Below are 26161 nucleotides of genomic sequence, written 5' to 3'. Positions count from 1 at the left end.
CATCTGGAACAAGATCAGCACGCACTCGGAACACCCTGCCGATCAAGATCACCGAGCACAAGATCCACAGCTCAACTCATTCTGAAACGATCAGTTAGACCGTGTCCTATGTGGCGGTGGTTCGTTGGTCAGGTCATGGGGGGTACGTGGAGTTGGATTGTTCCGGACGGGCTGTGGGAGATCGCGAAGCCACTGATCCCACCACCGAGGGTGCGGCCACAGGACGGTGGAACACAGGACACGCCTGATGAGACGCTGTTCGCCGCCATCATCTACGTGCTGGTCAGCGGCTGCGCCTGGCGGGCCCTGCCACCCTGCTTCGGCATCTCGAAGTCGACCGCCCACCGCCGGTTCCTGATCTGGTCCAGAGCCGGTGTCTGGGGCCGACTGCACGAGGCCGTGCTGCACCGGCTCGACGACGCCGGCCTCCTCGACGTCACCCGCGTCGTCCTCGACACCGCCCACGTCCGGGCCAAAAAAGGGGGCGAACACACAGGTCCGAGCCCCGTGGACCGAGGCAAGCCGGGTTGGCTACCGCCGACTCAGCCCCCGGCTACGAACGCGATCCCCGCGTCGAAGTCCTTCACCGCCCGCGGCCTGACCGCCGCCGCTCTCACCGGCGGCGCCCTGACCGCGGCCCTCGCGGTGCCGACCACCGCGGCCGACCACCACCGGGCGCCCCGCCCGAACGTGGAGATCAGCGACGTCCAGTACAACTCCCCGGCCGTGACGACCGCTCCAACCGCTCCCTGAACGCGGAGTGGATGGAGATCACCAACAACACCCGCCGCGCCGTCGACCTCGACGGCTGGACGCTGCGCGACGAGGACCGCCACCGCTACACCTTCCACAACTACCGCATCGAGGGCCGCTCCACCGTCCGCGTCCACACCGGCCGGGGACACGACACCCGCACCGACGTCTACCGGGACCGCCGCAACTACGTGTGGAACAACGACTCGGACACGGCGACCCTCCGCAACGACCGCGGCCGGTTCATCGACTCCGAGTCGTGGGGCCACCACGGCCACGGCGACCGCTGACACCTCCCGGGCGGGGCCGGTGAATTCCACCGGCACCGCACCGTGCGGCACGCCCTCCCCCACGGCGGGGACGGCGTGCCTCACGGCCGTGAAGTAGCTTCCTTCCTCACCGACTCCCTACAGCGGGCCCTGGGGACCACCTGGGCAGGCCCACTCAGGGCTCGTGGCGTGGTGGCGCGGGACCGGTGCGGGTTTCAGGGGATCATCACGCAGTGGTTCTCGATGACCCGGCCACCGCGGTCGAGGCCGCCGCAGACGGCCAGCCTCGGGTAGGCCCTGATCTCCCGGTCGACGACGAACCGCCACCGTGAGACGTTCGCCTTGCTCCCCCGGTAGTCGCCGACGAACGCACGCAGCGTCCCCGGCAGGCCGTCCCTTGTGGTGACGGTGACGTCCTGCACGTAGTCGCGACCCTGGTAGGCGGTGGCGACGCAGATGTAGGTGCCGCAGGTCGACTTCACCTCGGCACTCGCAGGCTCCGCGGTGCCCAGCAGCAAGCCGCCGGCGGCCGCCAGCGCGGCCGTGACCGTGGAGATCCGCAGTCGTGTCCTTCGTGCTGTGGTCATGAGTGTCTCCTCCTTCGCGTGCACTGTTCTCACCCCGCCGGTTACGGGACCGGCTCGTAGGTCACGGTCTGCTCCGGGCAGTCGGCCGCCACCTCCGCCAGAGCCGCCGCTTCGGCGTCGTCCGCCGACTGCGCCCAGCGAAGCTTGCCCGCCCACTCCGCGGCATACCGGCAGTGCACCCCGACCGCCGACGGCAGCCACTGGGCAGGGTCCTGATCAGCCTTCTACCGGTTCGAACGCGCGGTCACCGCAACCAGACTGACGGCGGCACCCTGGTCGTTGGCGTACGCCTCACGACGCTGCGCCGACCAGGCGAAAGCCCCGCTGTCCCAGGCCTCCGCGAGCGGCACCATGTGGTCAATGTCCAGACCGGGGGCCGACGTCACCCACACCTGATGACCACCAACTGCCTCCCGACAGACGGCACCGCGACCCGACGGTGGGCGGCTCGACCGCCTCGTCGAGGAGAACCTCGCAGGTGGAGCAACCGTCCGCCGGATCATCGCCGGTGTTCCAGTGACGGAACGCGTCACGGGTGTAGCCGTCGCGGGACTCGGTGGCCACCGAGAGGCGGGTGACCGCATCGGCCAGTGGAAGTGTCTCCGCTGCGTGGGCGGGCGCGGGGACGGTGAGGGGCAGGACAGTGAAAGAGGTAGCGGCCAGACCGCGCAGCACGGGAGTGAGCATGAGCCGTTGATAGCGGCCTGCCCGGGGGCGCTGGCAGGCGTTCTGAGGGTGCGCCGCCCGTGTGGGTGGAAAGGTCGTACCGGTAGCAGCTGCCCGCCTGGTTCTGCGCTGGGCTGGTGAGGGGACGGGGATGCCGTGGGCCGGCTATGCGGCGGGGGCAGTGGGCGGCCCTACTACCCCCGGCTCTCGCTGCCCGCCTGGTGGCGAAGTCCGACGAAGGCCTGGTCATCTGCGCCCCGCTCCAGCAAGACCAGCGCCGAGAGGCGCAGCAGCCGATAGCCGAGCAGGCTCCGGCGCCCAAGCCACCGCGACGTCAGCGGACAAGGCCGCAGCCGACGGGAAGTCGGGGCCGCCATTGTGGGAACTCCTCCTCGGCGTGCTCCGCAAGACGCCGGGACAGCCGCTGGTCGCCCGTGAGGTCAGCGACCAGCTAGCCGAGGACCACTCCGGCCGGGCGCCGTCCGCCCAGACCGTTCGCAACGGTCCGGAGACTCTCGTCAAGCAGAACCTGCCCGAGAAACTGGATGCGGTAGGTCTGTGCGCCCAGGTCCTCACGGCCGACGCGGGGCAGGCGTCGGCGCCGGAGCGTTGGACGGCGATTTCGCGGTCGGTACGGCCGTTGCGTTCGCGGCCCTCGGTTCTACAGAAGGAAGTGGAGGGCAGGAGTCGAGCGGAGTCGCCCATTCGCCTGGGGGCTTGGGGTAGCGGTGGGGCAGCTTGAACTGGCGGCCGTCTCTTCGTGCTCGACAGGCGACCCGGAACGTCTCACCGTTGCGCTGCTTGGTACTGGTCAGGCCAATGCACTCGACGTGCAATCCCTTGCCCTGACGAGCAACAAGCTCCTCCAAGCGTTACCCACGGTGCGCGCCGCGGAGATCCGCTCCGCGCAGATCGGCGCCGCGCAAGTCCGCGTCGGAAAGGAACGCGCCGGACAGATTCGCTCCGGACAAGTCCGCGCCGGACAGGTCCGCGCCGACCAGGTACGCGCCGGAAAGGTTCGCGCCCGAAAGGTCCCCGTCACGTAAATCAGCATGGGACAGGAACGCGCCGCGCAGTTTCGCGCCGGACAGGTCCGCGCGGGACAGGTTGACGCCGAGCAGATTCGCGACAGACAGGTCCGCGCCGCGCAGATCTGTATTGGACAGCTTGGCGCCGGACAGATCGGCGTCAGACAGGTCTGCTTCAGCCAGGTACGCGCCGGACAAGTCCGCGCGGGGGCGGTCCTGGCGGTGCAGGAACGCCCCGGACCGGTCGGCAGGGTCCAGTTTCTTGCCGGGGCGACGCGGCCGAAGTTCAACGTTGGACAAATGCGCACCTCGCAGATCGAGTGTGAAGAAGTCATCAAGGCGGGAGTCACGAAACACGAGGACCATCAGAGCTGCGTGCACGTCGGCCGGGACAGCTGCGTCCTTCTTGCGGGGTTTATCCGTGCGGGTGCGGATGTAAGTGGTCAGGACGTTGGCGATGGTCGGGTGGTCGCGGGGGGAGTCCTCCATGATGCGTTGCAGTGCGTAGATGCCGCCGAGGCGCACATCCATGGCGTCGTCGCCGAGGTTCTCCACGGCCGCGGTGTACCGGTCGGTGATCTGCCCTTCCTGGGTGACCCCTAACTCCTGACGACTGACTTTCAGCTGGTCACGGACCTGGCTGTTGGAGTACAGCAGGCCGACCACGCTGACGACGGCGGCAACCAGTACTGCGATCAGCTCGATGCGACGTGCCCAGTCCAGCCGCTGAGGTTGTGCGGCTTGCGACTCAGGGTCGTTGCCCGGCTCGGCCGGAGCGTGCCTGGGTGTGGCCGGGCTGACCGCCGCCGGTGACCTTCGCGGCCGCGGTACGGCCGGCACGCTTCGGGCCGCGGGAACAGGGCGGCCCTGTAAGGCGCGTTCGCCGGCCCGATGGAGTTGTTGGGTGCGTCGGTGCGACATGAGAAGCAGTCGACCCCTGCCTCAAGGGGATCCGCAACGGTTTTGGAGCAAGTCACCCACAAGGCACGCGTGCCGCCGGGAAGCGCGCGTGTGTAAGCGCAGCGCCACGGCGTGGAGGTCGCCCAGCGCGTCGCGGACCCGGAGGACTTCGGTGACGAGGTGCATCGGGCGACTGTGGCTGGCCAACACGGTACGCGAAAACGGTCTGGACACGGTTCTGCTGAGCGCAGCGGCTCCCCGAATTGCAGGCCACGCGCGGTGGCTCGGTGGCGTTCGTCGTGTGGTTACTGGACCGGGGCTGAGGACGGGAAGGGCTACGCCGCCTCGCCGGCGAGCACGATCCTCGCCGGAGCCGTCGCGGGACTGCGCCACCGTGGCGCGGAGGCGAGCCGCGACGACCAGGCGCGAACCCGGGCGACGCTGAATGCCGCCGCCGTGGAGCTGATGAAAACCGGGGAGCGGCGCGGCCAGGGGCCGCGGCTGAGGTTCCCGACCTCTACCCAGTGGCCAGGGCATACCTCGGACACCGTCACTGGGGACGTCGCCTCGTACTGACTGGGGCCGCGCCGTCGTCCTCGCCAACGGCTGCGGGCCATCGTCGGACTTCCCGGCTTTCCGCCGGATCCTGCACACGGCTGCGGGCGGCATTTCCCGTGCGGAGGGCACCCGCCGGGGCCGGTGTCTGCCGTTCGCTCACACCTGGTGCGGCCATGCCGCCAGCGCCGCCCGTCCCCTCATCGACCAGGCGGATGCATACGCCGTCGCGGCCGTAGGCGCCGGTCCATGACACCAACTTGCGGCGGGCTGTCGTCTCGCTCCCCCACCAGCCGTGCATCGTGGGCCGGCCGTCGACGGTCAGGACGAGATGGTAGCGGCCACTCATGCGAGCCGGATCCCGCGCGGCCGGCCGGGCTCACGGACGACGGCGCCCTTCGCCTCCAGCTCGCGCAACTGGTAGTGAGCGCTCGAGCCCCAGCGCAGCCCGACCTGCTCACAGATTTCGGCCACCGTGGGCGCTTCACCGCGGTCGATGATGGCCTGCCGGATGCAGCGCAGGATGCGTTCCTGCATGTCGGTGAGGTGATCGACCTTGTGCCTGCCCATATCCAGAGTAGAAACCGTGTTCGGTTTTTGGCGCAAACTGGAGGGGTGACCGACCTGCCGTCCGACCTGCCCCGCCTCCGAACATTGGAGACCTTCCTCGACCTGCTCCTCGCCGAGGTGCGCGAGGCGATCGCCGCCCGGGAACGGCGGGAGGCTGAGCGCCGACGGGGTGTCCGTGCCCGGCCGGTGCCGCCGCAATGGATCCTGGAACTGGGCCTCAACCGTGACGCGCCGCCCGTACAGGTCCACATCGGAGGCTGCTGGAACGCGGGCAAGCGCAGCAAGGGTGTGACCCAGGTTGAAGCTCGGCAGGCCCTCTCTGAGGGGGTGAAGGCCTGTGGTGCCTGCCAGCCGGAGAGCGCGCTCGGCTTCGTCGACGGCTGAGCGGGTGGAACCAGCGGGGTAGCCAGCGGGCCTCGCCCGGCCGGCTTCGTCTAGGTCAGGCGGTGCGCCGGGGTTTGCGGGCCGTCTTCTTGGCCGCGGTCTTTTTGGCCGGCGGCTTCTTCGCGGCCCGCTTCTCGGGCATCTCGTGGACGTCGGCGTGCCCGCCGTCGCCACGGCCCGCTTTCGCCTTGGCCACGGACTCGTTCAGTGCGGCCATCAGATCGACCAGCTGCCCCGACTCCCCCGCCGGCTCCGGTGCCGCCGGCGGCTCCCGGCGTTCCCGCTTCGCCTCGATCAGCTCCGCGACCGCCTTGGTATAGGTGTCGTGGAACTCCTCGCCTTCGAGGTCGTCGCGGGTCATGGTGTCCATGAGGGCCACGGCTCGGTCGATCTCCTCCTCGGAGACCTCCACCGGCGGCGGGGGTGAGGCAGGGCGGGTCGCGGATCTCGTCGGGCCAGCGCATCGCGTGCAGGACTATCGCGTTCTCCCTGACGCGCAGCAGCCCAAGACGTTCCCACGGCCGGACCACGCGTACCTGCCCACGGCCACCCGGCTGCTGCGCTGCAGAGCCTGGCGGAGCAGCTTGTAGGGCTTCGCGGCGACCTGGCCGTCCGGTTCGAGGTAGTAGCCGTCGCCGATCCGGATCGGGTCGACCGATCCCAGCGGCGATCTCGATCTCGTTCGCCGTCGGCAGCGGCAGGTCCCGCAGCTCCTCGTCGGTGACGGGGATGATCTGCGTCCTGGTCAGTTCGTAGCCCTTGCCGATCTCCGACTGAGCGACCTCCCGGCCCTCGAGCTCGCAGATCTTCCGATTGCGGACCCGGCCCAGATCCTCCAGGTGTACCTGCCGGAAGCGGATCGAGTGGTCCTCCGTCGCACCGACCACATGGATCGGCACCGTGACCAGACCGAGCGAGATCGCACCGGGCGTCCTGCCTGGCCGAACGCCTGTTCCGCGGCCTCCAGATCACTGAGGTGTGCGGAGTGGACCCTCAGCGTCGCTGGTCGGTGGGCTTTGCCGTCGGGGTGCGGGTGGCCGCCAGGCTGGCGAGGAGCTTGAGGCGGTCTTCAGAGGTGCTGCCCGGTTCGGCGGTGTAGAGACTCAGGTCGTGCACGGCCCGCTGGGACACCGGCAGGTCCACGGACTGGTAGGTCAGCTCCAGCTCGCCGACGTCGGGGTGCTGGAGCCGCTTGACGCCGTCGTGGCGGATCCGGACGTCGTGCGCCGCCCACAGGGTGCGGAAGTCTTGGCTGAGGGTGGACAGCTCGCCGATCAGTTCACGCAGGGTCCGGTCGTGCGGTTCGCGCCCGGCCTCGGCGCGCAGCAGGGCGACGGTGGCGGCGGCGCCGGAGTCCCAGTCGGTGAAGAAGTCGTGGGAGGTGTCGTCGAGGAAGTGGTAGCGGGCGAAGTTCGGCCGGCCGTGTTTGTCGGTGGTGGGGCTGTCGAACATCGGGGCGTGCAGGACCCGGCCGAGGGGATTGTGGGCGATGACGTCCAGGCGGCCGTTGCGGACGAAGGCGGCCGACATCGTGATCGAGTCGAGCAGCCACTCGATGCGGGGCGGGACGGTGACGTCGCGGCGGCGTGAGGGGGTGCGGCGGGCGGGGCGGGCTGCTCTGGCCAGGTCGAAGAGGTAGGTGCGTTCGTCGTCGTCCAGTTGCAGGGCTTGGGCGACTGCGGCGAGGACGTCTTCGGAGACGCCGCCGATGTGGCCCTTCTCCAGGCGGGTGTACCACTCGGTGCTGACGCCGGCGAGGACGGCGACCTCCTCGCGACGCAGGCCCGGGACCCGGCGCCGGCCGCTGGTGGGCAGCCCGGCCTGTTCCGGGGTGATCTTGGCGCGGCGGGTGGCGAGGAAGTCCCGGATCTCGGTGCGGTGGTCGTGGTGGTCGTCCATGTTTTCCACGGTAGCCAGCGGCGGGCGGGGAAGGAGGTTGAGCTTGTACCCCCCATAAACGCGACCTTCCTCAAGGGTGGGGCGGCCGGTTTTCTGGATGACGCACCCCGATCACCACCCCCTCTTGGAGATGCACCGTGAGTATGCGAGGAGGAACCCTCCAGGCTTCCGCCGAGGTACGGGCCGAACCGGCCGGGCAGGCTGCAGGACCGTCCCGGCTGCCGCTCGTCGTCTACATCCTGGCGCTCGGCACGTTCCTGATGGGCACGACCGAGTTCGTCGTGGCCGGTCTGCTGCCCGAGATCGCGGGCGACCTGGGCGTGAGCGTGGCCCGGACGGGACTGATGATCACCGTCTTCGCGGTCGGGATGATCATCGGGGCGCCGCTGATGGCGATGCTGACCCTGCGGCTGCCCAAGCGGCTCACCCTGATGCTTGCCCTGGGCGTCTTCGCCGTCGGGCATGTCATCGTCGCTGTCGGCTCGGACTTCACCGTGATTCTCGGGGCTCGGTTCCTGACCGCGATCGCCACCGGGGCGTTCTGGGCGGTGGCCAACGTGGCGGCCGCGACCGCAGCGGGCCCCGCGGCCAGCTCCCGCGCCCTCGGTCTCGTCGGGGCCGGCGCGATGCTCGCCAACGTCGTCGGCGTGCCGGTGGGCGCGTTCGCCGGGCAGCTCATGGGCTGGCGCGGTCCCTTCTGGGCCCTCGCCGCACTCTCCACCGGGGCCATCGTGCTGATCGCCCGCACGGTCGCGCACGACGGTCCGGCCCAGCAGACGGTGTCGGTGCGCTCCGAGCTGACCGCGCTGCGCTCGGGCCGTGTGTGGCTGGTGCTGGCGGCCTGCGCCACCACGACCGGTGGTGTCCTGGCCGCGTACTCCTACATCGCCCCGCTGCTGACCGGCCGGTCCGGCATCGCCTCGGGGATCGTGCCGCTGGTCCTGGTCGGCTTCGGTCTGGGCGCCCTGGCCGGCTCGCTGGTCGGAGGCCGCCTCGGTGACCGCCGCCCGCACACCGTCACGATCGTGGCGGCCGCTGGAGCCACGCTCCTGCTGCTGGCGATCTCCCTGCTGGCCGGCTACGCCGTGCCCACCATCATCCTGGTCGCTCTGCTGGGCTTCTTCGGTCTGGGCGCCAACCCGGTGCTCATGGCCCTGGCCGTCCGCTTCGCGAAGCAGGCGCCCGTGCTGGCCTCCGCCCTGACGGTCTCGGCGTTCAACCTCGGCACCGCCATCGGTTCCTGGATCGCCGGCCTCACCCTCGACTCGCCACTGGGGACCACCGGTCCCGCCATCGTCGGCACCGTGATCGCCGCCCTCACCCTGATCCCCACCCTCACCATCGCGTTCCTCCAACGCCGCCGCACGGCAGCAGCCGCCTGAGTTAAGGGCCCCAAAGTGGCTAGACGGCGCGAAAACAGCCCCGCAAATGCGTCTAGACAGGATCAAACCGGCAAGAGTGGGCGCATGCACCACCTGGTGACGAGACCCCTTCCGTAACCCCTTCGCCGGTGTCCAACCGCGGCGAAGGAATGGCCGGCAGCCGACGTGCAGGCGGGCGACCCGCACCGGCCGGCACACACCGAACCACCCCCTGAAAGGAGAACAAGCTGTCATGGCTGGCTCTCCCCGCACGACAGAGGTCCGCGCGATGGTCGTCGACAGCTACGGCGGCCCGGACACTCTCACCGCGCGGGACGTCCGCCTGAAGGCGCCCGGGCACGGCGAGGCCCTGGTCCGTCTCGCCGTGGCAGGCGTCAACTTCGTACGGCGTCGCGGATCGGCGAGACCCTGCCGCTGCTGGCCGAGACCAGCCTCGGCGCGACCGCGATCGGCCGCGACCACCTTCGCCGGAAACCTCAAGGCCGCCGCACTGCACGGACACATCGTGATCTTCGGAGCGGCCAGCGGCTCCGCCGCCCCGCTGTCGGATGCCGCCGTAGCGCATCGCCTGCTGGAAGACCGCCACACCATCGACACAAGGTCCTGCTCTCCACGAGCCTCTGATCCCCCCTCACGCACCACCCGAAGAAACGGAGTACCACTCATGCGCGCGACCCTCATGTACGGCGCCGGCGACGTCCGAGTCGAGAACGTCCCCGACCCCGTCATCAAGCACCCCACGGACGCCCTCGTCCGCATCACCGCCTCCTGCGTATGCGGCAGCGACCTGTGGCCCTACGCCTCGATGAAGTCCGAGGACGGCCCGGCCCGGATGGGGCACGAGTTCATCGGCATCGTCGAGGACACCGGCTCCCAGGTCACCACCGTCAAGCGCGGCGACCTGGTCGTCGCCCCCTTCGCGATCTCCGACAACACCTGCGAGTTCTGCCGCGAGGGCCTGCACACCTCCTGCTCCCACACACAGGCCAACTTCTGGGACGGCGAAGCCGAGGAGGGCGGCCAGGCCGAAGCCGTCCGCGTTCCGCTCGCCGACGGAACCCTCGTCAAGCTGCCCGTCGCCCCGGACTCCGCGCTCATCCCGTCCCTGCTGACCCTCTCGGACGTCTTCGGCACCGGCTACCACGCCGCCGTGATGGGTGGCGTCAACGAGCGCACCCGCGTCACCGTGATCGGCGACGGCGCCGTCGGCCTGCTCGGAGTGCTCTCAGCCAAGCTCCTGGGCGCCGAGCAGATCATCCTCATGGGGCGCCACCGGGCGCGCACCGGCCTCGGCCGCGAGTTCGGCGCCACCGACGTCGTGGCCGCCCGCGGCGAGGAAGGCATCGAGCAGGTCCGTGAGCTGACCGGCGGCCACGGTTCGCACGTGGTTCTGGAGGCCGTCGGCGCCATGCCCGCCTACCATCAGGCCCTCGGCGTCGTCCGCCCCGGCGGTGTCATCAGCCGAGTCGGCGTCCCGCAGTACGAGGAGGCGCCGATCGGCTTCGGCAGCCTCTTCCGCCACAACATCCGCCTCGCCGGTGGACCCGCACCGGTCCGCGCCTACATCGAGCCCCTGATTCCCGCCATCCTCGACGGCACCATCGAGCCCGGAAAGGTCTTCGACGCCACCACCGACCTCGATGGCGTCCCTGCCGGCTACCAGGACATGGCCGACCGCAAGAGCCTCAAGGTCCTCGTCAAGCCCTGACCCGGCACCGCCGGCCGGCAGGGGCCGGCCGGCGGTGCCGGGCTCCGTTCGGCAAGCTCGATGACACCTCGCGCACCCCACTCGTCCTTCATGACGCGTCGGGTGGGGTGCGGGGCATAGACGTACCTCCTCGCGGGGGAGGCCGGCGGCCGTGGATTTGCCAGTACGCGCGGGAGGACGCTTGCCCGGCCGGTGATCACGGTCGCGGGCGCGCCGTCGCCGCAACAGGGGCCGTCGACCTGCCCGGTCTCCCGCCGCTTCGGCCATGGAACGGAGCCCTTCCCACCGTCCGGACTGCGGCGGATCACCGTGCGGAGTTGGGGGGTTGAGCTTGTACCCCCCACAAACCCGACCTGTCACGCCCCGCGCAGAAACGGTCTCCTGGAACCGTGCCTGGCCACGACACACCGGCCGGCGCGCCTCTTCCCTCTACCGATCGAATATGAGGTCCATTCATGGAACGTCGCACAGCGCTCGGACTGATCGCCGGTGGCGGCGCTGCCGCCGCAGCGTCCTTCACAACCCTGCCCGCCTTCGGCGAGGAGAGCGGCCACGCCGCGGGCGTCACCGGCCAGGGCAAGCCCTCGGGCAAGGGCGGTTACACGTTCACGCTGGACAGGAACGTCAAGCGGACCTCGGTGCGATTCAAGAACCGCTACGGCAACGAGATCGCCGCCGACCTCTACGTCCCGAAGAATGCCCGGGGCAAGCTGCCTGCCCTGGCGCTCAGCGGCCCGTTCGGCGCGGTCAAGGAACAGTCGTCGGGGCTCTACGCCAACGAGTTCGCCCGCCGCGGCTACGTCACCCTCGCCTTCGACCCTTCCTTCACCGGTCAGAGCGGGGGCACGGTGCGCGACGTGGCCTCACCCGACATCTACACCGAGGACTTCAGCGCCGCCGTCGACTTCCTCGGCCTGCAAAAGACCGTCGACCGCGAACGGATCGGCGTACAGGCAGTATGCGGCCTGAGCGGCATGGCGCTCACCGCAGCGGCCGCGGACAGCCGCATCAAGGCGGTCGCCACGGCCTCGATGTATGACATGTCGCGCAGCATGTCCCGCGGCCACGAGGACTACTACACCCATGAGCAGCGTCAGAAGGTCGTCGACTACATCAGCCGGCAGCGCTGGATCGACGCCGAGAAGGGCACCTACGCGCGGGGATCCCACGAGGTCCCCTTCGACGAGAACGGCGACGTCGCCCCCGCCGACCGTGTCCTGCCCAAGACCCTCCCGGCCGACGCCGACCCGATCACAAAGAGCTTCTTCGACTACTACCGCACCGAACGCGGCTACCACCCGCGCTCCATCAACTCGACCACCGCGTGGACCGCGACCACGCCCATGTCGTTCTTCGCCTTCCGACAGATGACGAACATCGACATGCTGGCGCCCCGCAAGGCCCTCCTGGTGGCCGGCTCCGAAGCACACTCCCTCTACTACTCCCAGGACGTCCACAAGATGGCCCCCGACAGCATCGACCTCGTCATCGTCCCAGGCGCGGACCACGTCGACCTGTACGACCGCAAGGACCTCATCCCCTTCGACCAGCTCGACGAGTTCTTCACCAAGAACCTCGCCTGACCAACAGCGTTCCCCGGCAGGCCGATACCGCCACCAGCCTGCCGGGGAAGGGGGCGTTCAGTGGGTGGTGTAGCCGCCGTCGACGGGCAGGGCGACGCCGATCACGAAGCTGGCGCCGGGGCTGCACAGCCACAGAGCGGCGGCGGCGACCTCCTCGGCCTGGCCGAGGCGCCCGATGGGCTGCTCGCTCATGATCGCTGCCATGGCCTCGGCCTGCCCCTCGAGCATGTCGGCGACCATCGGGGTCTCGATCACGCCGGGACAGACGGCGTTGATACGGATGCCCCGGGGCGCGTACTCGACCGCGGCGCTCTTGGTCAGGCCGATCACACCGTGCTTGGAGGCGTGGTACGCGGCGCGCTCGGGCAGGCCGACCAGCCCACCGAGGGACGAGCAGTTGACGATCGCGCCGGAGCCCTGGGCGCGCATCTGACGCAGCTCGTGCTTCTGGGCGGCCCACACGCCGCGCAGGTTCACGGCGTTGACGCGGTCGAAGTTCTCGGCCGTCTCGTCGGCGGCGTCCGACGGCGGGACCTGGATGCCGGCGTTGTTGAAGGCCATGTCCAGGCGGCCGTAGGTGTCCACGGCGCTCTGGACCATTGCGGCGGCCTGGTCCTCGTCGGTGACGTCGCACACCACGCCGATGGCCTGGTGCCCGGCGTCGGTGAGTTCCTGCGCCGCGGCCTGCACGGCGGTCTCGTTCACGTCGGCCAGGACGACGGCCGCACCGGCCTGGGCGAAGGCGCGGGCTGCGGCCAGGCCCATGCCGGAGGCCGCGCCGGTGACCAGGGCGACCTGGCCTTCGAAGTCGTACTGCGGGTTCATGCTCACGGGTCCAATCTCTGTGGCAGGCGGGCCAGGCGTCGGGGCACCGCCTCGTGCCGGGGTTCGTGTCAGCCGTGTTCTCGGCTGCGACGGATGTGCCGATGGTTGTTTCAGGGGCGCAGGAGGGTCTTGATGGCGCGGCGCTCGTCCATGGCCTGATAGCCCTCGGCCGCCTCCTCCAGGGGAAGCTCGAGGTCGGAGACCTTGCCCGGATTGATCCGGCCGTCAAGGACGCGCTCGATGAGGTCGGGCAGGAAGGCGCGGACCGGGGCGGGGCCGCCGCGCAGCGCCACGTGGGAGAAGAACAGCTCCTGGCCGTCGATCTGTACGCCGTGCGGGACGCCGACGAAGCCGACGTTGCCGCCGGGGCGGGTGGCGTGCAGGGCCTGCCGGATGGACTCGGGGTTGCCCACGCACTCCAGGACGGCGTCCGCGCCGATGCCGCCGGTCAGCTCCTTGATCCGGGCGGCGCCCTCGTCGCCGCGCTCGGCGACGACGTCGGTGGCGCCGAACTCGCGGGCCAACTGCTGGCGGGACGTGTGCCGCGACATCGCGATGATGCGGGTCGCCCCGAGTTCCTTGGCGGCGATGACCGCGCACAGGCCGACCGCGCCGTCCCCGACCACCGCGACGGTGTCACCCGGCTCGACCTGGGCGGCCACGGCCGCGTACCAGCCGGTGCCCATCACGTCGGAGCAGGCCGGCAGGCTCGGGATGTACTCCTCGGCCACATCGCCGGGGACGTGGACGAGGGTGCCGTCGGCGAGCGGGACGCGGACGTACTCGGCCTGGCAGCCGCCGACGAACTCGAGGTGCAGGCAGTTGGTCTGGTAGCCGTTCTCGCAGTGGGGGCAGGTGTTGTCCGAGGCGAAGAAGGAGCCGACCACGAGCTGGCCTGGCTTGATACGCGTCACCTGGCTGCCGACCTCTTCGACGATGCCGACGTATTCGTGGCCGCCGGGCGTGGGGCCGGCGACCTCGTTGATGCCTCGGTAGTCCCACAGGTCAGAGCCGCACACACAGGTGGCGACGGTACGGATCACCGCATCGGTGGGCTGCTGCAGGACGGCCTTGGGCCGGTCTACGACCCGCACGTCGCGGGGGGCGTGAAGGACAGTTGCGCGCATGAGTCTTTCCGTAGTCGGGAAGGGGGTGGGCGGGGAATGGTTCCGGGCGTCGGAGGAGATCAGGGGTGGGGGCGGGTAGGCCGTCGCGTTCCATTCCGCCCTCCCAGTGCAATGTGTGCCACCCGGCGAAGGCCAGCCGCGTCTCGGCCTGATATCGATGAAACGCCAGGTCACGCGCCTGCGGAAGGACCCGCTGTTACACGTACTGGCAGGGCACCCCTCGCACGCCGCGATCGTCGTAGCCTCGAAGACATGGACAACCGCAGCGAGGTCCGCGAGTTCCTCACCAGCCGCCGCGCGAAGATCACCCCGCAGCAGGCGGGCCTGCCCGCCGGCGGACACAGGCGGGTCAAGGGGCTGCGCCGCGAGGAGGTCGCGATGCTCGCGGGGGTCAGCGCGGAGTACTACGCCCGCATGGAACGCGGAAGCCTCTCCGGCACCTCCGAAGCTGTGTTGAACTCCCTGGCCCGTGTCCTGCAGCTCGACGAATCCGAGCGTGCCCACCTCATGGACCTGGCCCGGACCGCCAGCACCACCCGCCGGCCCGCACGCCGTCGCATGGCACAGCCCATCCGGCCCGTCCTGCAACAGCTCCTCGACGCGATGACCGACGCGCCCGCCTTCATCCGCAACGGCCGCCTCGACATCCTCGCCACCAACCGCCTCGGCAAGGCCCTGTACTGGCCGCTGTTCCGGGACCCCGCCCGGCCCGTCAACATGGCCCGCTACCAGTTCCTCAACCCCGGCGCCGAGCAGTACATGACGGAACTGGACCACCAACGGGCCGCAGCGGCAGCCCTCCTACGCACCGAGGCCGGCCAAGACCCGTACAACCGCGACCTCAGCGACCTGATCGGCGAACTCTCCACCCGCAGCGAGGACTTCCGTTCCCTGTGGGCCGCACACAACGTGCGCCTGCACCACACCGGCCTCAAACGCTTCCACCACCCCGCCGTCGGCGACCTCACCCTCGCCTTCGAAGCGCTGCCCGTACCGACCGACCCAGGTCTGACTCTCACCGCCATGAGCGCCGAACCCGGCACCCCATCGGCTGACGGCCTCAAATTGCTGGCCAGCTGGGCCGCCACACTCGACGAAAACCACCAACCGGAAGGCGAACCCAGCAACGCCCCAGACGCCACCCGCCCCTGAGCATTCGCCCTGCAGCACGGGGGAGTTCTCCTCTCCCACCACTCGCTCTGGGATGCGCGAGTCTTCAGGCTTCCGAGCCATACCTGGCGGTCACAGCGCCGCGGCGGCAGAAGACCGCAAACCACTCACGTACGGCCTCTCCGTCCACTCCTCGGCGCCGGTGGTGGCCTCCACGTTCTTGGGGAAATGCCACGCTCCTGAGACGACGCCGCCATGCCATGACGTGAGATGGCCGAAGACATCCTGGAAGGGAGTCTGAATCGGGCCACCAACCGTGAGATCCCACACCGGCAGCATCAGCCTACGAATCCGCTCCCGTCAGCGCACGATCGGCGGGTACTTCGCGGCCGAGCAGCCGGTGGTGGGTGCGACCGGAGGTCCTGTCGCACCCACCTTGCCTTCGAGTGGCGTGTCCCGCGGAGTGTGCTGATCAGCGGCGTGGGTGGAAGATGAACTGTTGCCCACCACCGTCGGGGAGTTCCAGCGTGAATCCCCCGGCCTTCGGCAACAACAGGGACGGGATCTCGGTGCCCGCGGGCAGCGTCTCGACCTGTCCGGTATCCAGCGTGACGGCTACGGACACGGTTTTCCCGCCTGGACGGGTGTAGCCGTATGCGGTGCCGTCAGCTACTGACACCAGATGGACAAACTCATCCTCGGAGTCGCCGTCGAAGCAATAGGCCTTGCCTTGTTGGAAGTCCAGAGCAACGGTGTCCCAAACGGCGTAACGGCCGTCCGGCGACAGGGCGCGTGCAGGGGCGGTTTCCTCTCCGCCCTTGCAGGGCACGGACGCCACGAGCCTCCCGGACTTCAGGTCATGCGCGGCCGTCACCGACAGATTTCCCGGCCCGCTCTCAGGGAACCAGGTGGACAGGACGTGTCCGCCGAGGACCTCCATTATTCGGCCGCTGTTGTACTTGCCGGGGTTTGTCTTGGCGCCCGGCGGAACGGCGTCGCCCGCGTGCCAGGCTCCGGGGGCACCGAAGCCACCGTGGGCCCCGAGTTGCACAACCGGACCGTTCGGGGAGAGCGCCTCCACCGAGCCGAGGCAGGGGATGTCGTCATCGCAGGGCAGTTCCATCTCGTCGTCGTAGACCGTGACACGGTCCTTCGTCAGGTCGATCGCTGCGGTGCGTACGTCGCCTGGCCTGCTGTCCTCCCAGCGGACCATGACCCCGTTCCCGCCGTCGGCGACCAGCGGATCGCCCTGGGCATTCATCGGCACGGAGAAGGTATGGGCGGGGGAAATCTCCTTCCCCGAGGAGTCGGCCGGGTAAAGGACGAGGGAGACCGTGTCGTCCTCCGTGAAGCTCGCGGCGTAGGCCCAGACTACGACGTACTCGCGGCCGTTGTCGTTCACCACGAGGAGCTGGGGAAGATACCTCGGGTCTGAGGCCACATCCTTACCGAGGGCCGGAGGCTGCCACGGCCGGCTGCTCCATCGCAGGGCGCCGGTATCAGCCTCACGGGCCTCGACGACGTAGTGCTCGCCCTTCTTCTGGAGAAAGGCGACGATGCCCGCCTCGGGCGCCGTTCCTACCGGGGGCTTCGTGTCACCGTCGTCCGGCCATCTGACAGTCTGCTGCCAGCCCTTCGAGGTGTCGAACCCTTTCGGTGCTTTCACCGACAGGGGCGGGGACTTCTCGGCGGTCGGCAAGGAGCCGCTCTTCGCGGGGCTGTCCCTCTCGCCCGCGCCACCGCAGGCTGCCAGCATCCCAGCCGTCACCACGGTGACGACGGCCTTCTTCACGAATTTCATTCGTGCCCTTCTGGTACGGAGGTACTCACCATCTGGAGCCCTCCCAAGATCATCGAACGGTCGTTGCAGCAAACCTGGCCTCAAGGAAAGAGCCGACCGCGTAGCGGGCACACCGTCTCCGGTAGCGCCGACACAGTTGCTTCTGGATCCTGTGCTGCTGTGGTCCTGCGCCACCTGCCCGGCTCGCTCCAACTCTCCAGACCAACCCCACTGGGCGCCGAGCGGTGCAGCATCGCTGCACAGACGCAGTGAAGCGTGACACCCGCCAACACAGTGAAGGCTATTAACTACCTAACAGGCCGTTAGTGCAACTTGGAGCACCATCAACCCAGCGGCGGGGTAGCCGATTTGCTTCAACCGGCATCGCTGAGGCCTACGACCGCGACTTCGGCGGCCTGCCCCCGGGCACCGACAGCATGCACCGGGCGGCCTGACCCTTGGACCTGCACATCGACGTGTCCTGTCCTGGACCGGCAAGAGGAACTGCATCGGCAAGGAACTGGCCGTCCGTGACGATTCAGCGCTCGTCGCCGCCGTGGCCCGGCACCGGGAGAACACCCCCGGACATCGAGGTCGGCCGGCCCGACGCGCTCTGGCGGGCAGCCGCGATCCTGGAGCATCTGGGTCCTGCTCCGCCCGTTGCCGGCCCGCAACGAGCACGTCGCCTACGGCGTCACCGTGGCCTATATCCGGGCCTTCGCCGAAACCGTAGACGCCTCCTACGAGCCGTGGCGCGACCTGATCACCGACATCCGCGCACTGCCCTGGCGGTGTACGACGTTGCCGACCGTCTCCGCTCCCTGCGCCTGGCCTAGACGCGCCAGGTGCCCCGGCTGGCCCTGGGCCAACCGGCGCCGGCCTTCTCAGGGGAGGGAGCTCGCCAGCTTCAGCACTCACAGGCAACGGCCCCCAGGCCGTCGACGAGCAGGGCGGCCGCCTGGCCGAGATGTCCACGACCGGACGAACAGCACCCGACCTGGCCGCGGTCGTTACGGATTCTAAAGACCGGTGAAGCCCGAGGCAGCTACGCCGGACGGTGTCCTGGTTCCGGGCCTGGCGGCGGAGGAGATTGCCTGGGCGGCGCGGGTGCGGAAGCGGTTGAGGTAGTAGGCCACGCGGGATTCGCGTCCGTCGGTGCCGTCCGCAGCGGTGGCCGTTTCCCAGCAGACTGGGACGGCTTCTTCGAACAGTCCACGCATGGCGTCGGGTTCGTGGTCGTCGGAGGTGACCTCGACCAGTAGCCGTTCAGGGCCTTGCGGCCTGCCGTCGGCGGGGACAGGTTCGGACGTGCTTTCGAGCGGGTCCCGGTTGGGTAGCGTCCTGGTGCTCTCCGCGCTCGGCGCGGGGTGGCCTCCTGTGCCGGATGCCGCGGCGATGATGATCTCCAGTTGTTCGGCGAAGTTGGTGCCGGGGAGAGGGATTTCCAGGTCGGGGTTGCGGTCGTAGCCGATGGTGACGGCTGTGGCGACGAACTCGATGACGGCCTGAGCTGCAGGAGTGTGCTGGCGTGGGACGGTGTCGCTGAGGCGGCTGAGGATGCGCAGGACCGTGGAGAAGCTGGTGTCGGCGGTCACCATGCGGTTGGCAGGGGCGTCCTGGCCAGCATCTACCGGATTGTCCTGTGCAGTGGGGTCGTCGGTTTGGGCGTGCCAGAGGGCGGCGGCGTGGGTGTCGCCGCGGGCGAGGTGGTGCAAGTAGAGGCAGTAGGAGGCGGGGGCGTCGTCGGCGCCGGCCGCGTACTGCCACCAGAAGCGGGCGCCGTCGTAGGCGCCGGCGAGCTGCAGGACGCAGCCCAGGATCCAGGCGGCCCGCGGCTGGGGCAGCTGGTCGGTGAGGAAGTCGGCGAGCTGGTTGGCGGTGCAGTGGGCGACGACCGCCTCGCACAGGGCGGCGAGGCTTTGTGCGGCGCCTTCGTCGGCCGGGTCGGGCCCGTTGGCATCCCCTTGCGGCAGGCCCTGTTCGCGGAACAGGGCGTAGGCGAGGTCGTCGTACGGGACGACGTCACAGGGGACGTGAGGCCGGTGCAGCAGAAGTGACTGGGCGAGGAGGTCGTCGATGGTGCTCATGGCGGGGAGATCACTCCTGGGAGTCAGTGTCGGGGCGGAGTTGACGCAGGGCCCCTCGGGCGTGGCGGTCCAGGCTGTGGGCGATGGCCGGGGACAGGCCGATGATGCCGGGGATGGCGTCCGGGGCGACGCCGCACAGGCTGCGCAGGACGGTGATGTCCATCTGGTCCGCGGGCAGCTGGGTGATCGTGTCGAAGAACTGCGCGAGAACGTCGATCCGGGCCAGACGCTCGGTGAGGTCCAGGATCTGGGCCTGGACGGCGGTGGAGAAGGCTGCCGGACGCAGGTCGGGCCGGCCGTCCGGACGCTTCGCGGCGGCCGCGTGGACCCGGGAGCGCAGCAGCTGCCAGGCGTAGCGCGGGGTGTGGGGACTGAGGGTCGCTTCGTTCCAGGTGAGCCAGAGGATGTCGAAGGTCTGGGCGACCAGCTGCTGGGCGCGGCGTTCGGTCTGCAGGAACGCCTGGGCGTAGGCGGTGTAGGGCTGCCACATGGCCTGGGTGAGCCCGAGGTGGGCGACAGGCTGCTCGTCCGGGCTGAGTGGCTGGACGTCGGAGATCCGGCTGCGGATCCAGGCGGCATTCTTCTCGGCCTCGAGTGCGGCTGCTGTCCATAACCGGCGTACCGGATCGACGGGGATGTCCAGGGCACGAATCACGCTGTACGTGATTTCCCAGCCGGGGTAGTACCCCTTGCCGCGCAGCAGTTCGGACAGCCTGGTTTTTGAGTAGCCCGAGCGGCTGACGAGATCGTCCAGGGTCAGGCCGCTGGCGATGAGCCGGTTACGGACCGGCTCCAGCCACGTCCGGTGGACCGTGCCGGCCTCGTCACAGATCGGCTCCGGAGGACGGCCACGGCGACTGGGAGGACCGCCCTCAGGCTGGTCGGGGAGGGGAGGAGGCTTCTTCATCACAGCTCCTCGCTCCCCGTCGGCGTCCTGCCTGCCCGTGCACCAGGGCCGCCGCCAGTGAAGGCGGAGACGATCTGCTGGATGAGGAGACCGAGCGAGGGCAGCAGCGCGGCCACGGCCGCGAGCTGGCCCAGCACGGTCATCACCGTGCTCCACGCGAGGACCGCCGCCAGGACGGCCACGGTCATCACCTGCCTGCTGTTCATTGCACCTTCCCTGAGAGGAAGAAGTGGTTCGGAAGGGCTCCTCCGCGGCGGTGCTGATGCGCCGCGGAGGAACTGGACGACAGCATGGTGCGCCGGGCGCACACCCCTCAACGTGATCACGGGCTTCCGGAACAATGACCGCTCAGTCAGCGGGACTTCTTACTCCATGACGGCTCCCGGCACGCACAAATCCCGAAGGAATGAACGCTTTTGGTGTCGAAGCCGCACTTTCCGTTGCGGAGCCTGGAAGATGGCGCACCATGGAAGACGGACGCCCCCTGGGCGTCGCACCTTCCGGTTCGGAAGGCCGCGCGGCCCCCTTGTGCTGAAGAACGACCGAAGGGGACCGCTCCGCTTCCGTCCAGCAGCCCTCGTGCTGGGCGGAAGCGGCAGGCCGGACCACACCAGCCAGCGGGAACAGCGCCAGCGGCACGCGTCCCAGGCCGCTGGCCGACGCTGGGCTTCCAGCCATGAGCCATTAGAAGCGCCTCGTCTGAGCCGGCATACGGAGCCGGGGCCGTCCAGTTGGTGCGGCTTGGGCCCGCACTGGTCGCTGCACGCCAGGCCGATGTGAGGCATGCGGACGTTCTCCAGCACGGGTCCGACCTGCGGCCAGTCCCCACGCGGTCCGGGCGTCCATCTCCTTGCCCGTCTGACGCTTGCGCATGGCGTCCGCGTCGCGCCAGCGAGCAAGCTTGAACTCCGCGATGCGCTGGTCTGTGTCCAGGTCGTACGGGCAGCTCGAATCGTTGCCGGCGCATAGGGAGGGGCGGACGTCGATGCGTTCTTCATCCCCGAGGATGTGGGGCAGTACGAGGAGGATGCCGCAGGCGTGGATCAAGTCGTTGATCGCAGGACCACTCGCCACGCCGCGCTCCTAGCCGATCTGGGCACGGGAGGGGAGACGGTCCCGCGGCCCCCAGGCGTGCTCCGCGATCCGGCGCTGGGGTTCGTCAGCGATTCGGGGGTCGGCGCGGCGGCCATCGTCGTCTCCACTCGGTCAGCACGTCAGATGCGTCCGTCTCTTGGCCACAGGCCCTCCCGCCATCCATGGCGGCCCTTTGCGTGCAATCGCGGCCGTCGGCGAGGTCAGAGCTTGTCGGCCTCTCGGACCTGGTGGAGGTGGATGAGGACGTCGTACGCCTTGCCGATGGCGAGGGTGGTGCCCTTCTTGTACACCGTGCCAGCGTCGTAGGTGGGGCGTGCGGTGTTCAGCCAGGCACGGGCCTCGGATGGGAGCGCGCGCAGGTCGAGGAAGTAGTCCCGGTGGTGGACCTGGTCGAGGGTGTACTCGTTCATGTCCTTCGTCGCCGGGGGCACGGTGACCTTCTTCCAGTCGCCGTCGAACGAGGCGTCCTTGGTCAGGAAGGAGCCGCGGGCGAAGGTGAAGCCGATGGAGACGTAATCGCGGCCGAGGTCACGGCGCAGGTGGGTGCCCTGCGGGGTGGGGGTCATTTTGGGGTCGGTGGACCGGTAGCCCACGTGGCCGTTGTGTGCCGACAGCAGGACCTTGTCGCCGGTCCGCCGCTGCCACCAGGCGACCGTATCGGCCATGGCCTTGTCGCGCATGTGCTCCACGGTGTTGATCGAGGCCGGGTCTTTGACGTCGACGGCGGCGTAGGCGAGGGTCTGGGCGATGTTCCGGGCATGCTGCACAGCCCACTCGTAGTCATCGCCGGTGCCCTTCGTCGCGGTGACCAGGTCCAACGCCTCCTGTGCCTTGTCGGCGTTCTTCCGCCGTTCCGCGAGTGGCTTGTTCATGTACGCGTAGAGGTCGTCGAGCGGACGCACGCCCGCGTACAGCGCGTTGAGTTGCTGCAGCGCCTCCGGGCGAGCCTTGCGCATGTAGTCGGTCACGCGCGCGAAGAGCAGGTCGCCGGCTTTGGGGGCGCTGATGTCGTCGCCCATGAAGTGGACCTTTTGCTGCGGGTGGCTGGTGTTGTAGTCGCGCATCCAGCCGATCAGGTGCGCGAACTCCTCACGCTCCCAGGGGGACGCTGCGAGGGTCTTGGCCGCAATCTGCCGGGCGTCGCCCTCACCGCCCTGGAGGAACTCATCTATCGTGAGCCCCGCCGACCAGCTCATCTCCAGAGCGAAGGTACTGAAACCCTTCTCCTCGACGAGGTAGCGGAAGACCCTCTCCTTCATGGCGAAGAACTCGTGCGAGCCATGCGTGGCCTCGCCAAGGCCGACCACCTTGGCGTTTCCGATTATCGTTCCCAGCGCCCGCAGGTCGGTGGTGGTCCCCCCGGGTTCCGTCGACCGCAGCACCTTGGCGTCCTTCTCCAGGGCGCTCACCACGGTGGACTGCTTGCTGTCCGACGCCGGCGCAGCGGCCGGCTGGCACCCAGCACTTGCCAGGACCGCCAGAGCCGTGATCGCGGGCACCGTCGCCAGCAGTCCTCGCCGGCCGATCCGCTTCCTGTTCACCATCATGTCCGTCTCCTTCGAACTTGCTGACTCAAACGATGAAACGATCATGAATTGCCGTGGCGGTGCCACACGCTGGGGAGGGCCTCCGACTTCACCAGGGGGAAAACCCCCTGCTCAACCGGGGGACAGGTGGGCGGGCCGGTAGAAGTCATAACCGCTCAGCGCTTCAACGGTCTCGGCGATTGCATCCTTCGACCGCAGCATCGCCTTCAGGACGGCCTTTCCGCCGGCAGATCGTGCGGATAATGCAAAGCTGTGTCGGCGTCGTCAGCGTGTCCCGCGCTCGTCTGCGGGGGCATCGCAGCAGGACATCCAGCAGATCCGCCGGACGATCGGCCTTCGCCGTCCCCGAGGGCAGGCACCTCTCAGGGTGAGCCACTGCTGTAACACCTGGGCTGTCTTCGGTCTACGCAGTTCGGAGTGGGTCATCGGGCTCGCGGGGAAGCTGGTGTTCCAGCAGCTCCCAGGCTGCTTCGACCATGGGTCACTAGGTGAGGGAGCAAGCCCCAAGGGACGGTATGGCTCGGGCTTTGCCCTGCTTGTCGTTTATCTGACGAGGTCGAAACGTGCCTCGAACTGGGTCGCTCACCTGAGCACTCGCGGGACGCGCCGATGGCCTCGGCCTGATCATGTGCTCCGACCAAGGACGCACCTGACCAGACCGAGGCCGTGAAAAAGAGTGTGCTCAACAAGGCGACCGGCATGAGGCGTTCGCGACGCTGTCACGCTTCCGTGGCGACTCCTACGACTGCCTGAAGGGACGGGCTGACGCACTGTTCGAGCTCTGGGCAGGTCGGCCAGCAGCCGCCTCGCCACGACGTGGGACGCGTCCTGGCCACGGGTGAGGCTTACACGCGCCCCGCAATAGGTGAGCACCTCGCCCCCGCAGCTGCCACGATGCGCCCATGGATCTTGAGAACCCTGGTGGGCTGGTGACACGTCGCGCGAATGCCTCGGACTGGACCGGATTGGCCAGGATCGACTCCATCGCCGCAGCGGGCGACCACGCGCGAAGCGTGAGCATCCGACGCTGGTGCGAACAAGGGCTGGTCCTCCTTGCCCAGGACGCATCCAGTCCCTTGGGCTACAGCGTGCTGGAGTACAGCTTCTTCGAGCAGGGCTTCGTCACCATGCTGACGGTCGCGCCCACCGCCCGCCGACAAGGCGTGGCCACACATCTCCTCAAGGCCACAGAGGCTTCGTGCACCACCCCGAAGCTGTTCACTTCGACCAATGTCTCCAACCACCCCATGCAGCTCCTGCTGCAACGTGTCAACTGGAGCCCGGTCGGCCTGCTCCACGGCCTGGACGAAGGTGATCCCGAACTCTTCTACCTGTGCCCAAGCAACCGACTACGCGACATAGCCGAGGTCGAAGGTTAAACGACAAGCTAAGGCCGTGTTTTGAAAGTCGGCTCTGCTCCTCGTCCCGCATCGTGATGATCTCGGTGTGGGGCGAGGGGATCTTTCTGATGAGCAGTGGGCTGTGCTGGAGCCGTTGTTGCCGGTTGCGGTGCTGGGGCGGCCGCCGTTAGGCCGACGGAGGCTGCTCGACGGGATTCGGTGGCGGGTGCGGACCGGTACTCCGTGGCGGGATCTGCCGTCGGAGTACGGGCCGTGGCAGACGGTCTACGGACTCTTCCGCCGCTGGCAATGCGACGGCACCTGGACCGAACTGCTGACCAGGCCGCAGGCCCGGGCGGATGCGGCAGGGCTGATCACGTGGGAGGTCAACGTCGACTCCACGATCTGCCGAGCCCATCAGCCTGGGGCCCGTTCGTGTCAGGACTGCGGGCCGTCGCCCTCGTCGAAGCCGGTCTCCTCGGCCGTGAGCTCGTAGCCGGCTTGCTCAACCGCGGCGCGTACGTCCGCGGTTTTTAGCTCCCTGTCGCTGGTCAGCACCACCGTGCCGCCGTCGACGTCCACTGTCACGGCGGTTACGCCTGCGATGCGTTCGAGTTCCTCGGTGACCGACTCCGCGCAGTGCCCGCAGGCCATGCCCGTGACGGTGTACATGCGCACGGTCACGACGCCGTCTTGTTCTGCTCGCCGCTGCCGTCCACGGGAACGGTGCGGGTGGTCATGTGAGTCTGGCGCATACGCCCGTCGGGGGCGAACCGGCCGAAGAAGTAGACCTCGGTGGCGAGGTTCTTGCCGCGCTGGGAGGAGTGCAGGGTGTAGCGGGCGGCGAGCCGGTCGCCGTCTGCGACGGCCTCGTGCACCTCCATGCGCATGGTGGGCCGGTTCTTGCGGACTGGGCGGGTATGCGCGATGAGCTTGTCGCGGTCCATCCGGTGTCCGTCGGCGACCTCGACGATGTCCGGGGTGTGATAGCGGTCCACGATCAGCGCCGCGTCCTCGTCCGTCTGCAGCAAGTCCTCGGCGAAGGAGGTGTAGAAGTCGGCGATGAACTGCTGGGGGTCGGTGTTGCCGAGTGGGCGCATGTCACTCCCGCCGGTCTGGAATTCCCACACGATCTTTTACACCTTGTAAAATATATAGCCCCGACAAGTTTGGCAACATGTAAGAGATGACGCCGCCACCCGCCAGAAGCCGCCGCGCTGACGCCCGCCGTAGCAGGGCCGCCATCCTGGACGCCGCCACCCAGGTCCTCAACGTCGAACCCGACGCCAGCCTGGAGACGATCGCCAAAGCCGCGGCCGTGACCCGCCCGGCCCCGCGCGGGTTCGGGCATCACCTCCACTCGCTGGTAGGCCTGGCCTGGCAGACTCCCTGAAACGGTGAATTCCTGTCCGCCCTCCCCCGCGGCCGGCCCCCGACCGGTGAGCTGGCGCAGCACCGTCTCCCGCACATCCACCAGAAACAAAGCCCCACGTCGTGCATGCCCGCTGAAGCGGCATGGTCAGCGATCAGCTGCGGAAGCTCCTCGAACGTGGCCGTATGACTGACCTGCATCAGCTGCACCAGCGACACCGCGCTACTCTCGGTCACATTCCTGGTCCCCTCGAGCGCATGGAAGGCCCCTCCCTGGGCCGGGCGACCGTGTGACCGGCGCCGCTGCCCGCCGGGTCCATCTCCTGCACAGCCTGGCGGGCTGCAAGTACACCCTTGCTGAACACGTCACCGGCTGTCCTTATGGTGCTCGCTCGTAGGACACGCTGTGGCCGGGACAGTCGGCCGCCGTCTCACGCAGGGCTGCCGCCTCGGCTTCATCTGCCGACAGGCTCCGGCGGAGTTTCGTCGCGACCCACTCCGGTCCATCGACGACTCCATGTCGTCACCCTCGCGGACCGGACAGCAGCCGAGATTGCGGCGCGCGGCCCACGCACCGTGGCTGTCCCCCAGACAGCCGCGCGAGCCGACGCGGGCTGCGGGGGCCGTATTGGAGCTCGCCGTGTCAGCACGGGCTGGGCAAGGAGGGATGTCGGACGATCACCGTGCT

Annotated in this window: 21 protein-coding genes and 5 pseudogenes; 10 read left to right on the top strand and 16 right to left on the bottom strand. The window is 68.9% G+C overall.

Annotated features, from left to right (window positions below; genetic code table 11):
- Positions 1-135: 135 nt before the first annotated feature.
- Positions 136-528: pseudogene (locus ACH499_RS34170) on the top strand (transposase); the annotation flags it as partial.
- A gap of 99 nt (positions 529-627) precedes the next feature.
- Positions 628-1043: pseudogene (locus ACH499_RS34165) on the top strand (lamin tail domain-containing protein).
- A 194-nt stretch (positions 1044-1237) separates the two neighbouring features.
- Here ACH499_RS34165 and ACH499_RS34160 read toward each other — a convergent pair.
- From ACH499_RS34160 to ACH499_RS34145, 4 genes and pseudogenes are all read right to left on the bottom strand, one after another.
- A complete protein-coding gene (locus ACH499_RS34160) occupies positions 1238-1609 on the bottom strand; it encodes a hypothetical protein (protein ID WP_399020916.1) in 372 nt (123 codons plus the stop codon).
- Between the two features lie 41 nt (positions 1610-1650).
- Positions 1651-2296: pseudogene (locus tag ACH499_RS34155) on the bottom strand (DUF1524 domain-containing protein).
- An 851-nt stretch (positions 2297-3147) separates the two neighbouring features.
- Positions 3148-4224 (bottom strand): pentapeptide repeat-containing protein, encoded by a 1077-nt coding sequence (locus tag ACH499_RS34150; RefSeq protein WP_399020915.1) that lies wholly within the window; start codon positions 4222-4224, stop codon positions 3148-3150.
- An 879-nt stretch (positions 4225-5103) separates the two neighbouring features.
- Positions 5104-5328 (bottom strand): hypothetical protein, encoded by a 225-nt coding sequence (locus ACH499_RS34145; RefSeq protein ID WP_399020912.1) that lies wholly within the window; start codon positions 5326-5328, stop codon positions 5104-5106.
- Between the two features lie 45 nt (positions 5329-5373).
- Between ACH499_RS34145 and ACH499_RS34140 the strand changes: the two genes are divergently transcribed.
- Positions 5374-5712 (top strand): DUF6233 domain-containing protein, encoded by a 339-nt coding sequence (locus tag ACH499_RS34140; RefSeq protein ID WP_399020911.1) that lies wholly within the window; start codon positions 5374-5376, stop codon positions 5710-5712.
- A 55-nt stretch (positions 5713-5767) separates the two neighbouring features.
- Here the strand turns inward: ACH499_RS34140 and ACH499_RS34135 are convergent.
- Positions 5768-6632, bottom strand: a pseudogene (locus ACH499_RS34135) (Ku protein).
- 73 nt (positions 6633-6705) lie between these two features.
- A complete protein-coding gene (locus tag ACH499_RS34130) occupies positions 6706-7611 on the bottom strand; it encodes a helix-turn-helix transcriptional regulator (RefSeq protein ID WP_399020909.1) in 906 nt (301 codons plus the stop codon).
- 143 nt (positions 7612-7754) lie between these two features.
- Between ACH499_RS34130 and ACH499_RS34125 the strand changes: the two genes are divergently transcribed.
- From ACH499_RS34125 to ACH499_RS34115, 3 genes are all read left to right on the top strand, one after another.
- The gene (locus ACH499_RS34125) at positions 7755-8993 is read left to right on the top strand and encodes an MFS transporter (protein ID WP_399020924.1); all 1239 of its coding nucleotides are present in this window, start codon (positions 7755-7757) and stop codon (positions 8991-8993) included.
- Positions 8994-9657: 664 nt separating this feature from the next.
- Positions 9658-10701: an alcohol dehydrogenase catalytic domain-containing protein gene (locus tag ACH499_RS34120; protein WP_399020907.1), complete on the top strand. Its 1044-nt coding sequence runs from the start codon at positions 9658-9660 to the stop codon at positions 10699-10701.
- A 455-nt stretch (positions 10702-11156) separates the two neighbouring features.
- Complete coding sequence (locus tag ACH499_RS34115; RefSeq protein WP_399020905.1) at positions 11157-12284, top strand: alpha/beta hydrolase; 1128 nt, start codon at positions 11157-11159, stop codon at positions 12282-12284.
- Positions 12285-12341: 57 nt separating this feature from the next.
- On the opposite strand, the gene ACH499_RS34110 is transcribed toward ACH499_RS34115, so the two are convergent.
- Positions 12342-13109, bottom strand: coding sequence for a glucose 1-dehydrogenase (locus ACH499_RS34110; RefSeq protein WP_399020922.1), 768 nt, complete (start codon positions 13107-13109; stop codon positions 12342-12344).
- A gap of 110 nt (positions 13110-13219) precedes the next feature.
- The gene (locus tag ACH499_RS34105) at positions 13220-14236 is read right to left on the bottom strand and encodes a zinc-dependent alcohol dehydrogenase family protein (RefSeq protein ID WP_399020903.1); all 1017 of its coding nucleotides are present in this window, start codon (positions 14234-14236) and stop codon (positions 13220-13222) included.
- 252 nt (positions 14237-14488) lie between these two features.
- Here ACH499_RS34105 and ACH499_RS34100 point away from each other — a divergent pair, with 252 nt between their 5' ends.
- Positions 14489-15388: a helix-turn-helix transcriptional regulator gene (locus tag ACH499_RS34100; protein WP_399020901.1), complete on the top strand. Its 900-nt coding sequence runs from the start codon at positions 14489-14491 to the stop codon at positions 15386-15388.
- A 430-nt stretch (positions 15389-15818) separates the two neighbouring features.
- Here ACH499_RS34100 and ACH499_RS34095 read toward each other — a convergent pair whose 3' ends face one another.
- The 6 genes and pseudogenes from ACH499_RS34095 to ACH499_RS34070 form a co-directional block, all read right to left on the bottom strand.
- Positions 15819-17147, bottom strand: a complete 1329-nt coding sequence (locus ACH499_RS34095) for a hypothetical protein (RefSeq protein ID WP_399020899.1) — start codon at positions 17145-17147, stop codon at positions 15819-15821.
- A 998-nt stretch (positions 17148-18145) separates the two neighbouring features.
- A complete protein-coding gene (locus tag ACH499_RS34090; protein WP_399020897.1) occupies positions 18146-19213 on the bottom strand; it encodes a hypothetical protein in 1068 nt (355 codons plus the stop codon).
- A gap of 10 nt (positions 19214-19223) precedes the next feature.
- Positions 19224-20120, bottom strand: a complete 897-nt coding sequence (locus ACH499_RS34085; RefSeq protein WP_399020896.1) for a helix-turn-helix domain-containing protein — start codon at positions 20118-20120, stop codon at positions 19224-19226.
- On the bottom strand, positions 20120-20326 hold the full coding sequence (locus ACH499_RS34080; protein ID WP_399020894.1) for a hypothetical protein: 207 nt from the start codon (positions 20324-20326) through the stop codon (positions 20120-20122). The genes ACH499_RS34085 and ACH499_RS34080 overlap by 1 nt, the downstream gene beginning before the upstream one ends.
- A gap of 880 nt (positions 20327-21206) precedes the next feature.
- A pseudogene (locus tag ACH499_RS34075) lies at positions 21207-21287 on the bottom strand (GntR family transcriptional regulator); the annotation flags it as partial.
- Positions 21288-21415: 128 nt separating this feature from the next.
- The gene (locus tag ACH499_RS34070; RefSeq protein ID WP_399020892.1) at positions 21416-22762 is read right to left on the bottom strand and encodes an erythromycin esterase family protein; all 1347 of its coding nucleotides are present in this window, start codon (positions 22760-22762) and stop codon (positions 21416-21418) included.
- Between the two features lie 902 nt (positions 22763-23664).
- Between ACH499_RS34070 and ACH499_RS34065 the strand changes: the two genes are divergently transcribed.
- On the top strand, positions 23665-24141 hold the full coding sequence (locus tag ACH499_RS34065; RefSeq protein ID WP_399020889.1) for a GNAT family N-acetyltransferase: 477 nt from the start codon (positions 23665-23667) through the stop codon (positions 24139-24141).
- 67 nt (positions 24142-24208) lie between these two features.
- The gene (locus ACH499_RS34060; protein ID WP_399020887.1) at positions 24209-24598 is read left to right on the top strand and encodes a transposase; all 390 of its coding nucleotides are present in this window, start codon (positions 24209-24211) and stop codon (positions 24596-24598) included.
- On the opposite strand, the gene ACH499_RS34055 is transcribed toward ACH499_RS34060, so the two are convergent.
- On the bottom strand, positions 24541-24786 hold the full coding sequence (locus tag ACH499_RS34055; protein WP_399020885.1) for a heavy-metal-associated domain-containing protein: 246 nt from the start codon (positions 24784-24786) through the stop codon (positions 24541-24543). The two genes, ACH499_RS34060 and ACH499_RS34055, sit on opposite strands and share 58 nt — an antisense overlap.
- On the bottom strand, positions 24783-25202 hold the full coding sequence (locus ACH499_RS34050) for a nuclear transport factor 2 family protein (RefSeq protein WP_399020883.1): 420 nt from the start codon (positions 25200-25202) through the stop codon (positions 24783-24785). The genes ACH499_RS34055 and ACH499_RS34050 overlap by 4 nt, the downstream gene beginning before the upstream one ends.
- Positions 25203-25288: 86 nt before the next feature.
- On the opposite strand from ACH499_RS34050, the gene ACH499_RS34045 reads away from it, so the two are divergent.
- Positions 25289-25495 carry a hypothetical protein gene (locus ACH499_RS34045; RefSeq protein ID WP_399020881.1) on the top strand — a complete coding sequence of 69 codons (207 nt, stop codon included), beginning with the start codon at positions 25289-25291 and terminating at the stop codon, positions 25493-25495.
- Positions 25496-26161 lie beyond the last annotated feature (666 nt).

Origin of the sequence: Streptomyces sp. NPDC018947, from assembly GCF_044390505.1 — a bacterium.
Classification (GTDB): domain Bacteria; phylum Actinomycetota; class Actinomycetes; order Streptomycetales; family Streptomycetaceae; genus Streptomyces.
The sequence above is the reverse complement of the archived record's forward strand: the minus strand, read 5'-3'. Positions and strand labels throughout refer to the sequence as shown.